We start from the raw sequence: 16657 nt of genomic DNA, 5'->3' as shown, positions 1-16657 counted from the left end.
GTGCCGCATCGCGGCGCCGCGAACAACATCGAGAGACCGATCATGAATCGCATTTTCTGCCTGGTCTGGAACCATGCGCTCGGCACGCTGCAGGTAGCTTCGGAGCTGGTGCATTCACCGCATGGCGGCGCAGGCGGCAACACCGAAGCCGCGCCGCCGCGCCGGCGCCCGCTGACGCTCGCGTGCCTCGCGGTACTGGCGCTTTGCACCAGCCTCGCCGCTCCCGACATTTGGGCCACCACCACGCAAGGTGCCAACGGCGCAAACGGAACGGATGGCTCGTACTGGACCAATCACGTCATCACGGCCGCGGGCGGCGCGGGCAGCAATAGCGGCATCAATGACGGCGGCGCCGGCGGCGCTTTCAATGACAGCGGCGCCAATGGATCCGGCCCCGCGGGAAGCGGCGGCAGCGGCGGTCTCGTGGTGAATAACGTCAGTGGCGGTGCCGGCGGCGCGGGCGGCGGCGCGGCCACCGCAACCGAAGGCGGCGGCGGTGGCGGCGGCGCGCTGGGCCCCTTTGCCAACCTCAGTGGTGGTAACAATGGCGGTGGCGGCGGGGGTGGTGGTGGCGGTCTGGGCGCAGCCATCAACGCGTCGACGACCAACGCTGCCGGCAACAGCATCGTCGGTGGCAATGGCGGTAACGGCGGCATCGGCTCCAAGGGCCCCGCGGGCTCGACGTGGGTCGGCGGCAGCGGCGGTGGCGGCGCGGGTGGTACGGGCGTGAATGCAAACCATGTCACGCTGACCAACAACGGCAGCATCAGCGGCGGCAACGGTGGCAATGGCGGCGCGGGTAGTGGCGGCAGTTACTACGTCAATGGCGCAAGCGGCAATGGCACCAACGGCGGCGCCGGTGGCGGCGGCGGCAATGGGGTTGCCGGCAGCGACCTGATGCTCATCAATAGCGGCACGATCAGCGGCGGCCGCGGTGGCAGTGGCGGCGCCGCTTACAACACGAGCGGCGCCAATGGCAGCAATGGCGATGCCGTGTTGTTCACCAGCGGCAGCAACACGCTCACGCTGAATGCCGGCTCGGTCTTGAACGGTGCCGTAGAAGTCACCAGCAATGCGAGCGCAACAATCGTCGCCGGCGCCAGCGGCCTGAATCTCGACGGTGGGTCGCTCGGCAATAGCGCGTTGATCGTCAACGGCGCGACAACCATCAACAGCAACGACAACGCACTTGGCATCTCGGGTGTTGTTTCCGGCAGCGCACCGCTAGTCATCACCGGCGGCACCCACCAAACCGGCACGCTCACCTTGAGCGGCGCCAATACATACACCGGCAGCACCAGCATCCAGACGGGCACGCTGGCCTTGTCCGGCGCCGGCAGCATTGCGCAGTCCAGCGATGTGAACCTGATGGCGCCTGCGACCACCTTCGACATCAGCAGTACCACCCATGGTGCATCGATCGTTACGCTCGATGGCAGCGGCGCGGTCAACCTGGGCAACCAGACGCTCACGCTTAGCAACGCCAGCGGCAGCTTCAGCGGTGCGCTCAGCGGCAGCGGCAGCCTGGTGCTGGCCGGTGGGAGGGAAATGCTTTCCGGCAACAGCAATAGCTCCGGCGGCATACAGATCAATGCAGGCACCCTCGCCATAGGCAGCAACCAGGCGCTCGGCACCGGCGCGGTGAATATGGCGCCGGGCACGACGCTGTCGTTCGCTGCGAATGGGCTCTCGATCGCCAACGCTTTCAGCTTGAACGGCGACCCCACCTTCGACGTGGCCACTGGGCAAACCGATACCGTCAGCGGCGTGATTGCCGATGGCAGCTCGCCGGGCACGGTGGAGAAAACCAGCGGCGGCCAGCTGGTACTTACCGCCGTCAACACCTACAGCGGCAACACCAACATCGATGGCGGCACGCTGGCATTGACGGGTAGCGGAAGCATTGCCCATTCCAGTGGCGTAAACGTCAGTAGCGGCACCACCTTCGACATCAGCGGGACCAACAGCGGCACGTCGATCACTTCGCTGTCCGGCAGCGGCAGCGTAAACATCGGCAACCAGACGCTTACCCTGACCAACGCCAACGGCACGTTTTCGGGCGCGATCAGCGGCAACCCCGGAGCCGGGCTGACACTCAACGGCGGCACGGAAATCCTCACCGCGTACAACCCGATCTTTGGCGCAACCACCATCAATGCCGGCACGCTGGTGCTCTGGGGTGCGGGCGGCATCTTCCATTCCAGCGACGTCAACATCGCCGCCGGCGGCACCCTCGACGTCAGCGGCGCCAGCAATGCACAGTTCGATTCGCTGGAAGGCGGCGGCAACGTAAACCTGGGTAGTCAGCTGCTCACCCTCACGAATGCCAGCGGCACCTTCAGCGGAGTGCTCAACGGCACCGGCGGCCTTGCAGTGGAAGCCGGCACGGAGAAGCTCACGGGCGCCAATACCTACCATGGCGCAACGACGATCGGCGGTGGCGCCACCCTGTACATCAGCAATCCAACGACGCTCGGCTACAGCAACGGCCTGTATTTCGACAACGGCACGCTGCACCTGCTGGGTCTCTCCCTGCCTGGTTTATTGCCGATCACCGTCTCCGGCGGCGGTGGAACCGTCGCCTTCGATAATCCGGGTTCAAACGACACGACTTTCCAAGGGCAGATCACCGGTAATGGCCCTCTGACGATCGAAAACCTCAATCAGGCTCAAATCATCGTTCTGAATAACGGTAACAATACGTACCAGGGCGGCACGACAATCGTTTCCACCAGTGGCGCCCAGATGATCGTCCAGGCGTCCGTGACAGGCGCCTTGGGTAGCGGTAGCGTGACCGTTGGCCGCAACGGGAGCCTGCAGTTCTTAGACGCTTATGGCCAAGGCCAAGTCAGTGCCGGTTCGCAGACGATCAATCTCACTACCCCTACCAGCTTCCTCGAATTTGACCAGAACAGCACAGCGAACCTTGCCACCATCAATCTGCTGAGCGGTGGCTCCGCTACTTTCTCCGCGGGCAGCGATGCGGGCAGCGCCAACATCACGAACACGGGCAAGAGCTCGTACGTCATGTTCTTCAGTGGATCCACGGCCGGCAATGCGACCATTGTCAATAATGGCACTTACACTTCCGCCTCCTTCCAAGGAGGGAACGGCGGCAATGCCACCATCACCAACAGCAATGGCGGCAACACCATCTTCAATAGCTCGGATGCAGGCTCCGCCAAGGTGACCGCCAATAGCGGCGGATTGATCACCCTGGAAGGCACCAGCAACGCCGCCAACGCGACGTTCGTGAACAACGGCGCGTTGTACGTCCAGGGATTTCAAAACGCGCCCATTACGCCATCCATCGGCTCGCTGTCCGGCAGCGGCAACGTCTATCTCAGCAGCAACTACGACGCCAACTTCAATGTCGTTCCCTTTACGCTCACCCTCGGCGGCTTGAACCAGAACGACACCATCAGCGGTGCGATTGCCGACAACTACAACGCGCGACAAAGCGCCGGCGACAGCCTGGCCAAGATCGGCACGGGCACGCTGACCCTCAGCGGCAATAACACCTTCAGCGGCGGCGTGCAGATCAATGCCGGCGCACTGGCCGCAGCTAGCAACCAGGCGCTCGGCACCGGCGGCACCCGCATGGCGACCGGCACCACACTCGACTTCGCAGCGAACGGATTGACGCTCGGCAACACCTTCGCCTTGAGCGGCGCGACCACCTTCGATGTCGCCAATGGCCAGACCGGCACCATGGCCGGCGTCATCAGCAACGGCACCGCGCCCGGCAGCTTGCGGAAAACCGACGGCGGCACGCTGGTGCTCACCGCCGCCAACCTCTACAGCGGCGGCACCACCATCAGCAGCGGCACCCTATCAGTATCCAGCGACGGCAACCTCGGCGCCGCGGCGGGCGCCGTCACACTCGATGGCGGCACCCTGCAAGTCACCGGCAACGCGTACACCGGCACGAATCGCACGATCAACCTCACCAGCAACGGCGGCGGGCTCGACATCGCCGATGCCTCCAACACATTCACCCTGGGCCAGTCGATCAGCAGCGGCAACCCGCTTAGCGTGTCTGGCGCAGGCATGCTGGCGGTGACCGGCGATGTTCGGTTCGGCGGCATCACCATCAGCAACGGCCATCTGCAGATCGGTAACGGCGGCACCAGTGGCTCGATCGCCAACGATGTCGTCGACAACGGCGCGCTGGTATTCAATCGCAGCAATACGGCGATTTTCGCCAACGCGATTTCCGGCAACGGCAGCGTGACGCAGCAAGGCATCGGCACGTCGATCTTGCGCGGCAACAGCAGTGCCTTTACCGGCACCACCACGGTGGCAAACGGTCAACTGATGGTGGGCGATGCCGGCTTCAGCGGCGCCCTACTGGGTGGCAACGTGATCGTGAATACCGGTGCGAGGCTGAGCGGTTACGGCACGATAGGCGGCAACGTCGACGTGCAGTCCGGCGGCAACGTCGCACCCGGCGCCTTCACCGGCACGCTGACGGTGAACGGCAACTTCACCGCCGAGAAGGGCAGCGTGCTGAACGAAACATTCGGCACACCCGGCGCCAACTTCCAGATGTTCGGCAGCGGTACCAACGTGCACGTGGGCGGCGACCTGACGCTCAGCGGCCTTACGCTCAATGCCTTCAACTTCGGCCAGATGGGCCCGGGCATCTACAACGTATTCACCTATGGCGGCACGTTGAACCAGAGCAACGGCGGCATCGTGCTGAGCAGCATGCCTTCAGGCCAGACGGTGCAGCTGCAGTACCTCACCATCAGCCCGACCAACAAGCAGATCAACCTGGTCGACACGACCGGTTACACGCTCAGCATCTGGAACGCGAACGGCCAGACCTCGGCGACGCAGATGGGCGGCGGCAGCGGTACCTGGTCGGCGACCTCGCCGATGTGGACCAACAACGGCGGCAGCCTGCCCAACGGCAGCGTACCCAACAGCGTGATGCAACCGCAGCCGGGCTTTGCGATCTTTGGCGGCACACCAGGCACGGTGACGGTCGACAATAGCGCTGGCGCCGTCAATGCTTCCGGCATGCAGTTCTATAGCAACGGCTACGTGGTGAGCGGTGGGGCACTGCAGTTGATCGGCCTGAGCGGCAGTGGGCCCATCATCAACGTGGGCGACGGCACCACGGCCAGCGCGAGCACCACGGCAACCATCAACAGTGCACTGATCGGCAGCGCCGGCCTGGTCAAGACCGACTACGGCACCCTGGTGCTCGGCGCGGCCAACCCATACTCCGGCAACACGATCATCCAGCAAGGCACGCTGTCGCTCGCCGACGGCGCCAGCATCGCCAACACGCCCTACGTGGAAGTGGACAGCGGTGCCAGCTTCGACATCAGCAAGGACACGCAGGGCGTCTCGATTCCCTGGCTGCAAGGCAGCGGTACGGTGAACCTGGGCAGCCAGACCCTCACGCTCACCGACGCCGGCAGGTTCGACGGTGTCATCCAAGGTAGCGGCGGCGGGCTGACCCTGGCCAAAGGGATGACGCAGCTCACCGGCGTCAGCACCTACAGCGGAACGACCACGATCGATGCAGGCGCCGAACTCGACATGTTGACTGGCGGCAGCCTCGCCAGCTCCACGCTCAAGCTGCTCAGCGGAGGCACCTTCAGCATCATCGGCACCACCAGCGGCAGCTCGATCGCCTCGCTGCAAGGCAGCGGCAGCGTGAACACCGGCACCCCGTCGCAAACGCTGACGCTGACCAACGCGGCCGATACGTTCAACGGCGTGATCGGCGGCAATGGTTCGCTCGCCGTGGCGAGCGGCACCGAAACACTGACCGGCACCCAGACGTACGCGGGCCTTACCACCATCACGGGCGGCACCCTGGCACTGTCGGGCAACGGCAGCATTACCAGCTCGCGTAGCGTGACGATCAACAGCGGCGGCACCTTCGACATCAGCGCCACCACCAGCGGCACCTCGATCACCACCCTTGCAGGCAGCGGCAGCGTCAACCTGGGTGGACAGACGCTTACGGTGAACAACGCCAACGGCAGCAACACGTTCAACGGCGCCATCAACGGTACCGGCAATCTCACGCTGAACGGCGGCACGCTGCATCTGTCCGGCAGCAACACCTACACCGGCAGTACTGCCATCAATACCGGAGCCACGCTGATCGGCGAGAATGCGCAGGCGCTGAGCAGCACGACGGTGTTTGATCTCAACGGCGGCACGCTGCAATCGAACGCCAGCAGCCTCGCTGTCTCCGCAGCGGTGACGCTGGGTGCCGGCAACAACACCCTAGCCACCCAGGCAAACGACAGCTTGCAACTGGACGGCCAGATCACCGGCAGTGGCAGCCTGACATTCACTGGCTCCGGCGGCGGCGCCCTGATATTGACCAACAGCAACAACAACTATCAGGGCGGCACCAAGATCGACAACACAGCGGGGGGCATGACCGTCGCCGAAGTGAAAGCAACCGGCGCCCTGGGCAAAGGGAATGTCGAGGTGGCTTCTTCCAGTGCTCTGGACTTTATCGGCACCCCTAGCAACATCGTCAGCGCGGGTTCGCGCACGATCACCGTCGATAACGGCGGCAACATCAGTTTCGGCAACAACAGCACGCTCGGCTCTGCCACGCTCAACATGGCAAACGGTGCACAGGGCACCATCGGTGGCGCTTCCATCGGCGATGCCCACATCAGCAACAGTGGCGTGCTGATCGTGGAAGACGCCAACTCCGGCAATGCCGTGCTGACCAACGTCGGCAGCAGCACTACGCCCAGCGGAAGCCAGGTCGGCAATCCGTTCGCTTACATGGGCGGCATTTTCGGGTTCTTTGGGAATAATGACCTGAGCCAAGCCACGGTGGTGAACAACGCCGGCAGCGCGCTGTTCATCACCGGCACCCCTGGCGATACCAGCGCGCTCTCGATGGGCTCACTATCCGGTGGCGGCGCTGTGCTGCTGGGCACTAACGAGGATGCCAACAATAATCCTCTTCCGTTGACCTTGACCCTTGGCGGCTTGAACCAGAACGACACCCTCGGCGGCATCATCGACGATAGCGCCATCAACAACAATCAAAGTGCCGGCGATAGCCTGACCAAGATCGGCACGGGCACGCTGACGCTAACGGGTACCGACACCTATACAGGCGTCACCACAATCAGCAACGGCAGCTTGCAGATCGGCAACGGTGGCACCAGTGGCTCGGTGATCAGCAATATCGTCGATAACGCCACGCTGGTGTTCAATCGCAGCGATGCGGTGAGTTATGGCGGGGTGATCACAGGCAACGGCGCCATCGTCCAGCAAGGCACCGGCACCTTGACGTTGGACGGCCACAGCAGCAGCTTCACCGGTACCACGACAGTGGCAAGCGGCAGCCTGGTCGTAGGCAGCGCCGCCGGCAACGGCGCAACACTGGGCGGCAATGTGACCGTCGACAGCGGCGCTTCGCTGCTGGGCCTCGGCACGATCGGCGGCAACGTCAACGTGCAGTCCGGAGGCATCGTCACGCCCGGCGCGGCATTCGGCGTGCTGACCGTCAACGGCAACTTCACCGCCGCGCAGAACAGCGTGCTCAACGAATCGTTCGGTGCACCGGCTCCGAATTTCCAGACCTATGGCAACGGCACCAGCGTGAAGGTCGGTGGCGACCTTACGCTCAATGGCGCCATCCTCAATGCGACCGATGCCGGCGGCATGGGGCCTGGCCTGTACAACGTGTTCACCTACGGCGGCACGCTGAGCGAGAGCAACGGCGGCATCACGCTGGGCAGCACGCCCGCGGGGCAAACGCTGCAAGTGCAGAACCTCACCGCGAGCAAGCAGATCAACCTGGTCGACACCAGCGGCCTCACGCTCGCCATGTGGAACGCGAACGGCCAAGCCTCCGCGACACAGATGGGCGGCGGCAGCGGCACCTGGTCCGTCACGTCGCAAGCGTGGACCAGCAGCGATGGCAGCGTGCCGAGCGTAGCCATGCAGCCGCAACCAGGTTTTGCGGTGTTTGGCGGTGCGCCGGGCACGGTGACAGTGGATGACCGCGCAGGCCAGGTCGCCGCTGCCGGCATGCAGTTCGATGTTGGCGGCTACACCCTCACTGGCGACGCTCTGGCCCTGGTCGGCAGCAACGGCCGCGCACCGGTGATCCGCGTGGGCGATGGCAGCAGTGCCGGCGCAAACATGACGGCCATCATCGGCAACGTCATCACCGGCAGCGACGGATTGGTGAAAACCGATCTCGGCACCCTGGTGCTTACGGGCAACAATACTTATACCGGCGGCACGACGATCAGCGCCGGCAGCCTGCAAATCGGCAATGGCAGCACTACAGGCGGGATCGGCGGCAACGTCACCAACGACGGTTCGCTAGAGTTCGACCGCAGCGACGCGGTTGGCTTCGGCGGCGTGATTTCGGGTAGCGGTTCGCTCAGTCAGATGGGCTCGGGCACATTGACGCTCACGAGCGCCAACCCTTACTCCGGCACTACAGCGATCAACGCGGGCAAGCTGGCGTTGTCAGGCAGCGGCAGCATCGCAAATTCCAGCGACGTAAGCGTAGCCAACGGTGCGACGTTCGATATCGGCGGCACCCCCAGCGGTGCATCGATCACATCGCTGAGCGGCAGTGGTAGCGTGAATCTCGGCAGTCAGACGCTATCCCTGACCTATGCCAGCGGCAACTTCAGCGGGGTCATCAGCGGCAATGGCGGTGTAACCCTGGCGAGCGGCAACGAGACACTCTCCGGCACCAATGCCTATACCGGCGCCACCACGATCGACAGCAGCGCCACGCTGACGCTGACGGGTGACCTGACAACGTCCAGCAACGTCATCGACCACGGCACGCTGGATGTATCGGCCAGCACGACGGGCGTGTCGCTGAGTCATCTGAGCGGCGACGGCGTGGTTGTGCTGGGCAGCAAACCGTTGACCTTGAGCAACACCACCGGCAGCTTTGCCGGCGTGATCGCGGGCAGCGGCGGACTGGTGCTGTCGAGCGACAACGTAACGCTGACCGGCACCAATACCTATAGCGGAGGCACCACGATCAACAACAGCACCCTGTCGGTATCCAGCGAGGCAAACCTTGGTGCAGCAACGGGTGCGTTGACCATCAACGGTGGCTCGCTGAGCATCACCGGTCACGCGTTCAACGCAACGGCACGTGCGATTGCGCTCGGCACCAACGGCGGCGACCTGGATATCACCGATGCCGCGAACACCTTCACCGTCACCCAGGCATTGAGCGGTAGCGGAGCGTTGAGCAAGTCCGGCGCGGGCACCCTGGTGCTCACCGGCAACAGCGTTTACGGCGGCAGCACCACCATCAACGCGGGTAGCTTGCAGATCGGCAATGGCGGCACGTCGGGTTCAGTGACTGGCAATGTCGTCAACAACGGTGTGCTGGTCTTCGATCGCAGCGATGCGGTGAGCTTTAGCGGCGCGATTTCCGGTAACGGTTCCCTTTTCAAGAGGGGCACCGGCAACCTGACGCTGACCGGCGCCAACAGCTATGCCGGCGCGACCACCATCGACGCAGGCAGCTTGCAGGTGGGCAACGGCGGCACCAGCGGCTGGATCAATGGCAGCGTCAGCGACAACGGTTCGCTGGTGTTCGACCGCAGCGATGCGGTCAGCTTTGGCGGCGTGATTTCCGGCAGTGGTTCGCTCGGCCAGGCCGGCACCGGGACCCTGGTGCTGGATGGTCAGAGCAAGGCGTTCACCGGCACCACCACGGTGCAGAACGGCACACTGGAAGTCGGCGACGCCGCCACGACGTCGGCCTATCTTGGCGGCAACGTCGCGGTGAATGGCGGCGGCACCTTGCGTGGCCATGGCACCATCGGCGGCAGCGTGACCAACGGCGGCACGGTATGGGCCGGCGGCTCGATCGGTACACTCACCGTGCAAGGCAACTACACGCAAACCGCCAACGGTGTGCTGCGGGTGGAAGCGACACCCGGCGGACAGGCCAGCCTGCTGAGCGTGGGCGGTACCGCCAGCCTGGCGGGCAGTGCGCTGGTGTTGGCCGACAACGGCAACTGGCTGCCGCACACCAGCTACACCATTCTCAGCGCAGCCGGCGGCGTGAGTGGGCAGTTCGCATCCGCCAGCAGCAACTTCACCTTTCTGACGCCGACGCTGAGTTACGCCGTCAACGATGTGACGCTGACCCTGCAACGAAACAACATCAACTTCAGCGCCGTGGCGCAAACGCAAAACCAGATCGCCGTGGCCACGAGCCTCAATAAGCTGAGCTATGGCAACGCCATCTACGACGAGCTGCTGCTGGCGGATGCGAACACGGCTCGCATCGCATTCGATCAGATGAGCGGCGAAATCCATGCCTCGGTCCGCACCGCCATCATGGACGACGAACACGATGTGCGCGACGCCGTCACCGAGCACCTGCTGGACTGGACGCAGGAAACCGGCGGTCAGTCAGGCCGGATGGACAACGGTACTTCCGTGTGGACCGCGGCGATGGCTCGCGGCAGCAGTCATCAAGGTGATGGCAACGCGTCCACGCTCGACGCCAACGGCGGCGGCATGCTGCTGGGTGCAGATGCACCTATCGGCGACGTTGCGCGTGTAGGCGCCCTGATCGGCACGGGTAATCTTTCCGATAGTGTCGGTTCGCTGGATTCGACCGCGCACGCGCACACCCGCCATGCCGGTGTCTATGGCAGCCTGCAAATGAGGGGCTTTCAACTGATGAGCGGTGCGTTCTACGGCTGGCAGCACCTGAGCACCGATCGCCACGTCGACTTCCGCAACGTGGCCGGCGCCAATACCACCCGATATAACGCCAACACGGCGCAAGGCTATGTGGATGCAAGCTACGTGTTCACGCTTGGCCGCGGCACGCTCGCACCGTTTGTCGATCTGGCGGCACAGCGGCTGCACACCGATGCCTTCTCCGAATCGGGTACTGCAGCAGCACTCAGCGGCAATGCGCACACCAGCACGCAAACCTACGGCATGCTGGGTTTGCGCGGCGCCGCGAAAGTTGATCCACAAGGCACGGTGCAGGCCCATGCCAGCCTGGGTTGGCAACACGCATGGGGTGATACGAACCCCGCGGCCACCATGCAGTTGGTCAGCGGCAGCAATGCATTCACCGTCCAAGGCACACCCGTGGCGCATAACGCCATGGCCATCACGGCGGGCTTGCGCTTCCTCGCCACATCCCACCTCTCGCTGGATGCGACCTACAACGGACAGTTTGCTTCACGCGTCAACGATCAGGCTGCCCATCTGAGCCTTACCTACGCGTTCTGAAAACGTTCGATTCGGATGTCAGCTGCCATGGTGGAAGACGCCAATGGCAGCTGACATCCAATAAACCGAGCTCTTGATTGAAAAATGACAACCAGCGGCTAGTGTGGTGTCTCACACTGGGGGCTCTCAAAGAAATGACGGGTAGCGCCCACAAAGTCCTTGCTTACCTTCCATAGCCGTTACACTGCGTGTCGCGCTTCTCTGGCCAGCCCCATGTCTGCACCGGTTCGACTTTCCCATCGTGTCTCTGAGCTGTTTGGTCTTTCGCGTGCTGAAGCCGAGCAATTTATCCAGAACGGCTGGGTATCGGTGGACGGGCTTGTCGTCGAGGTGCCGCAACACAAGGTGACCCTTGAGCGGGTTGAGCTCGACCCCGGCGCGCGCCTGGACGCCGTGGAGCCTGCCACGATCCTGTTGCACAAACCTTCGGGCGTGGACGCCGTCTATGGCGATAAGTCCGCCAGTTCCCTGGTGACGCCGGCGACACGCTGGGCCGAGGACCCGAGTGGTGAACGTCTGCTCAGGCGACATTTCCATCGCTTGACGTCGCCGGTGCCGATGGATGCGGAGGCTAGTGGCTTGATGGTGCTGACCCAGGACGGCCGTGTACGCCGCCGCCTGACTGAAGACGCTGACCTTATCGAGCACGAGTACATCGTCGAGGTCAGCGGCGAGATCGCGCCTGACGGCCTGCAGAGGCTCAGTTACGGCCTGAGTTTCAAAGGGCGCGCGCTTTCGCCGTGCAAAGTGAGCTGGCAGAACGAGACCCGGCTGCGCTTCGCGATCAAGGGCGCGCAAGATGGACAGCTGCGAGACATGTGCATCCAGGTCGGGCTGGGCGTCGTGTCAATCCGCCGATTGCGCATCGGCAAGGTCGCGTTGGGCAAGGGCCCTAGCGGGGCGATGCCGCCCGGAGCGTGGCGCTATCTGCCTGTGGGCGAGAAATTCTGAGGCTCGGGCACATTGGAGCAACTGGCGGATTCTAGTATTCCTCTGCCGCCTCGCGCCCCTGCTGCCGGATCAACGCTTCTTCGCGCGCATCATTGATGGACTGGCGAATGCTGTCGAGATCGACCTCGGTTTCGTCAGGCGTGAACTCGCCCGTAAGCTCGGTATCGGGTTGAAGTTCGCCTGCCTGGAACAGCGCCCACATCTCCTCGCCGTACCAGGTCTCCAATAGCTCGGGCGCCGAGCGGCCAAGGTGCGCCGTGAGGTTGTTGACGTCACGCAGCAGCATCGTGCGGGCCGCATTGTTGCCGGCGGCGCTGACGACCTGTGGGAAGTCGATCACCACCGGCCCATCCGGACCGACCAAGACGTTGTACGGGGACAGGTCGCCATGAATCAGCCCGCAGCACAGCATCAGCGCCATCTGGCGCACCAGCACGCGGTGGTATTCGCGCGCACGCTCTGCATTGAGCTCAATCTCACCTAGGCGTGGCGCGGAGTAGCCCTCGGCATCGGTGACCAGCTCCATGACCAATACGCCGTGGAAATAGCCATAAGGCTCAGGGACGCGCACGCCGGCGGCGCGTAGCTGGTAGAGCGCATCTACCTCAGTGTTCTTCCAAGCTACTTCCTGCTGCTTGCGCCCGTACTTGCTGGCCTTGCCGATCGCGCGCGCTTCACGACTGCCTCGCACCTTGCGGCCTTCCTGATACTGCACGCGCTGCTGGAAGCTACGTTGCGCCATGTCCTTGTAGACCTTTGCGCAGCGTACGTCATCGCCGCTGCGGACGACGTACACCTCTGCTTCCTTGCCGCTTTTGAGCGGGCGCAGCACTTCATCAATGACGCCGTCATCGATCAGCGCCTGCAGGCCTTGGGGAGTCTTCACGGTGTCTCTGGTGGGGGAAAGGCGCGCCGACGGCGCCAATTAACTGTGAATCATCTCATTTTGGGACGTATGGCGCCATTGAAAGAGGGGCGGTGACCGCGGCGGCGGCTATAAAAGTGTCCGGGCGTAAGTGAAGCAATGGTGGTCCTTGGCCGCGCCATTCACGGTTGTGAAGACGCCAAACACGTGACGACAATTGGTCGCCAATACCGCGTGGGCGCGCGTCGCGGCTTGGATAAGCACGTGGCTACGGCCAAGCAGGTAGGTGCCGCTGGCTATTCAGCCTCAAAAAGATGATCACCATCGAACATTGCCGATCGGGACACTTAAACCTGGCAAGCATGACGGCTGCGGAATTTGCTCTCGCGGCCTATGATTCCTGACCGCAATTTAAAACGAATGGCCGAATGCGTTGCGCATTGAACTTTTGTCAGGGCAGGGCGATTAGCCCGTGTTATCGAGGGTAGGGGACGGCAAATCCAAAGTTCCGAGTGATTCGCGCCATCCGGACCTCCTTCATGACATGACACGGCCGCCGGTCACATCCAAGGTCGCGCCAGTGATCCAGGAAGAGGCTGAGGACAGGAGAAATAGGGTCGCGGCTGCGACATCCTGTGGATGCCCCAGTCGGCCCAGCGGGAAAGCGGCGCACATCTGTTGTTCTTGTTCGTCCGAGATCGACTTCCGGGTTCGTTGCGTCAGAACCGCCGATGGTGAAACACAGTTGACCCGGATTCCGTACTTACCTGCCTCGTGGGCCAAATGACGCGTAAGCATGATCACGCCAGCTTTGGCCGCGCCGTAGGCAGCGGGCGCCCCTGCTGCCACCCTGCCGCCAGTCGATGCCATGTTCACGATGCATCCAGAGCCACGCGCGATCATTGCGGGCAGAAAGCATTTGAGGGTGAAGAACGTAGATGTCAGGTTGTTGTCAATGCTCGAGCGCCAGTCCTCCTCGGTGATCTGCTCGAACGGCATCGGCCGTCCGGTGCCACCCCCGGCAAACGCTACGACAAAGTCAGGCGCGCCAAGCTCCGCATTGACGCGGTCCCGCATCGCTTCGACCGAAGACAGCTGGGCGCAATCCGCAGGCGCAGCCATGGCTTCGCCGTGGATTGCACGGATGGCCTGCACTGTCGCCTGAATTGCCGCTTCGTCACGGCCGTTGATCGCGACCTTGACTCCGTTCTTCGCGAGCGCGAGGCAGGTTTCCGCTCCGATTCCACGCGAACCGCCGGTCACGACGGCGATCTTGCCTCGGAGGTCGGAAAACACAGGAACAGTGGATGGCGGTAAAGGCATGGCAGCACCTGATGGATGTCTTGCCCAGACTTTGAGGCCGACCTAGACTCAAGACAAATCATTTATTGATTACTTTCCCATAAATATTTGTATGGCTCATCTGCTCTACCTTCGAAGCTTTCTCAGCGTCTACCGGCACAACTCGATCTCGAGAGCTGCAGACGCGCTCCATCTGACTCAGCCCGCCGTATCGCGACACATCAAGGTTCTCGAGGATCGCCTGGGCTGCAAGCTGTTTGAGCGCTTACCCCGCGGATTGGCGTCGACGCCTGCCGCCCACGAACTGGAGCGCCAAGTGGGAGCGCATCTGGATGCGCTGGAAGCCGTCGTGGGCGTCTCGGGCGGGAAGAGCGAAGGGCTAGCAGGCACCATTCATGTGGGATCGACCAGCGGCTTCACAAAGCTGATCCTCTCGGGACTTGCACCCTTGTCGCAATACGGTGTCCGTCTCGACTTGCGATCGGCACCACCACCCGCGTTGGTGAAGGCTTTGGCCGAGCAGGAGTTGGATCTTGCTGTGACGCCGGCGCGAATTCCGCACCGGGCCATCGACTACGACCTGCTATACGAGGGCGCGCTGATACTGGTGTGCGCGCCGCGCTGGCGCGAGCGCCTTCCCAAATCGGCCGCGCCCAAGGGATTGCCGCTGATCGACATTCAAGGCCCGCTGCCCGTGCTTGCCAGCTTCTGGCGTGCCGCATTCGGATCGAATCCCGACCTCCCCTCGGCGATCGTTCCGGACTACCAAGCGGCGATTGATGCCGCCGCCGCAGGAACCGGCTTGGCAATCGTTCCCGAGTGCCTTTGCACTGACATGCTGCAAACGGGTCAGTTGATCAGCCAGAACCTAAGAGCCAGGTCTCAGGTGTCCATCTACGTCGCGCGCAGCAAGGGGAGCATCGCTGTCGAGCGAGTTCGTATCAGTCATCAGCTTCTCGCTGAAGCAGCGAGGGCCTGGTAGCGGCAGCAGGACGCGGCCACCCGTTCAACGCCCCAGCCATGCCATGACCGCTATTAAGGATAGCGTTCGCTTTACGCGAAGGACCGCTTCTGGCGAAAGCGGACGCTAGGGCAGGACGATTAGCCCGTGTTATCAGGGGTAGGGCACTCCAGCTTCCGGCAAGAACTGCCGTTTTTTGGACGGAACTCAACAAGCTCGCCTCATAAGGGCGGCCTCTCGTTGTTCCGGCTCGCCTTCAACCAGGGATCGAGCGAAATCTGCCAGATGCCTGAATTTCCGGTGACGTAGACATTGTGCCCGTCCGGCGCGAGGTGTGATCCCCATGGCAAATCCTTGTTGAGATCATCCCCAAGATCCATGGGCTCACCCCAATGATCGCCATCGCGGAACGCGATTTTCAGGCGGCCGAGCCCGCCTTTGATCCTTCCGCTGTCGAACACAATAAATGACTGATCGGGCGCTATGGCTGGATCGTGCAGCGTTTCAGATGGCTTGCCTAATATCACGCGCTCCGGTGATTGATATTGGCCGTTCTTATATGCGGAACGCCAGAACTGCATCGCTTTTCCCTCCGCGTTCCAGCGCATGAAGTACAGCGTGTTGTCGCCGGCGATGCTCGCGAAATCGATGAAAACATCGCTGTTAACGATGGTGCCTAGCCACACGGGCTTGCCCCAGCCATGCGTTGTGCGGTCGACACGCCAGATGTTCGCGCCTGGCGCCGTTACACCAGCGCCGAAATAGTTCTGTGTCAGTGGCTTTGAGCCCGGCTGGGTGGGGCGATCTGAGTTGAACAGCATGTAGCTCCCGTCAGGCGAAACGACTGGGTCTTGGTCGAACCATTGGCCGGAGAAACTCGCAACCTCCGGCTTTGACCAATGGTTGGCGACACGATGCGCAATCATCACCGTCTTGTGCGGACCTTCGCTGCGATCGAAGAACACGGTGCTGCCATCCGGTGTGAAGGCGAGTGTGTCGTCACTGTCGGGATGAATGACGCCACCCAATGTCACCGGCACGGCGACGCTGCCAGCGAAAGCACTCGTTGCCACGAACATGGTAGTGACGACGGCAGCTGCCACCATTTTGTGTATCCAAGAAGCGCCTCTGTGGGGAGTGGCTCGGAACTTGCTGCTTGGCTTGCTGCTTGGGTAGTCCTTGTGGGCCTCAAAGCAAGTCATCTTCAAACCTCGTCTTGTTGGTTCTTCATATGCTTCGTGTTCTTCGTGGCCCATGGTCTTTCTCGTCCGCCTTTGTCTTGCTTGTGAGCGAAACGGGCGAGCTGTCGAAGCACAAGCGGATCGTTGCAA

General features: G+C 62.8%; 6 protein-coding genes. 3 read left to right on the top strand and 3 right to left on the bottom strand.

Annotation, left to right across the window (positions count from 1 at the left end; translation table 11 throughout):
- Nucleotides 1-42 precede the first annotated feature (42 nt).
- Nucleotides 43-11247 (top strand): autotransporter-associated beta strand repeat-containing protein, encoded by an 11205-nt coding sequence (locus tag EKH80_RS02995; protein ID WP_126683252.1) that lies wholly within the window; start codon nt 43-45, stop codon nt 11245-11247.
- 213 nt (nt 11248-11460) lie between these two features.
- Nucleotides 11461-12198 (top strand): rRNA pseudouridine synthase, encoded by a 738-nt coding sequence (locus EKH80_RS02990; protein WP_126683251.1) that lies wholly within the window; start codon nt 11461-11463, stop codon nt 12196-12198.
- Between the two features lie 31 nt (nt 12199-12229).
- Here the strand turns inward: EKH80_RS02990 and EKH80_RS02985 are convergent, their stop codons facing one another.
- Together EKH80_RS02985 and EKH80_RS02980 are read right to left on the bottom strand one after the other, a co-directional pair.
- On the bottom strand, nt 12230-13084 hold the full coding sequence (locus EKH80_RS02985) for a PA4780 family RIO1-like protein kinase (protein ID WP_126683250.1): 855 nt from the start codon (nt 13082-13084) through the stop codon (nt 12230-12232).
- 516 nt (nt 13085-13600) lie between these two features.
- Nucleotides 13601-14386 carry an SDR family NAD(P)-dependent oxidoreductase gene (locus EKH80_RS02980; RefSeq protein WP_126683249.1) on the bottom strand — a complete coding sequence of 262 codons (786 nt, stop codon included), beginning with the start codon at nt 14384-14386 and terminating at the stop codon, nt 13601-13603.
- A 91-nt stretch (nt 14387-14477) separates the two neighbouring features.
- On the opposite strand from EKH80_RS02980, the gene EKH80_RS02975 reads away from it, so the two are divergent.
- Entirely contained in the window at nt 14478-15347 is an 870-nt protein-coding gene (locus EKH80_RS02975) for a LysR family transcriptional regulator (RefSeq protein WP_126683248.1), read from the top strand.
- A gap of 200 nt (nt 15348-15547) precedes the next feature.
- Here EKH80_RS02975 and EKH80_RS02970 read toward each other — a convergent pair whose 3' ends face one another.
- The gene (locus EKH80_RS02970) at nt 15548-16582 is read right to left on the bottom strand and encodes a TolB family protein (protein ID WP_126683247.1); all 1035 of its coding nucleotides are present in this window, start codon (nt 16580-16582) and stop codon (nt 15548-15550) included.
- Between the last annotated feature and the right edge of the window lie 75 nt (nt 16583-16657).

This window comes from Dyella choica (assembly GCF_003977665.1).
In the GTDB taxonomy this organism is placed as follows: domain Bacteria; phylum Pseudomonadota; class Gammaproteobacteria; order Xanthomonadales; family Rhodanobacteraceae; genus Dyella_B; species Dyella_B choica.
Note: the sequence above shows the minus strand (reverse complement) of the source record. Positions and strands in the feature narration are given on the sequence as shown.

What these genes read in the sequence shown, in the direction of transcription:
- EKH80_RS02995 (WP_126683252.1), top strand. Translation starts at nt 43, where the DNA reads ATGAATCGCATTTTCTGCCTGGTCTGGAACCATGCGCTCGGCACGCTG.
- EKH80_RS02990 (WP_126683251.1), top strand. Translation starts at nt 11,461, where the DNA reads ATGTCTGCACCGGTTCGACTTTCCCATCGTGTCTCTGAGCTGTTTGGT.
- EKH80_RS02980 (WP_126683249.1), bottom strand. Translation starts at nt 14,386, where the DNA reads ATGCCTTTACCGCCATCCACTGTTCCTGTGTTTTCCGACCTCCGAGGC.
- EKH80_RS02975 (WP_126683248.1), top strand. Translation starts at nt 14,478, where the DNA reads ATGGCTCATCTGCTCTACCTTCGAAGCTTTCTCAGCGTCTACCGGCAC.
- EKH80_RS02970 (WP_126683247.1), bottom strand. Translation starts at nt 16,582, where the DNA reads ATGGGCCACGAAGAACACGAAGCATATGAAGAACCAACAAGACGAGGT.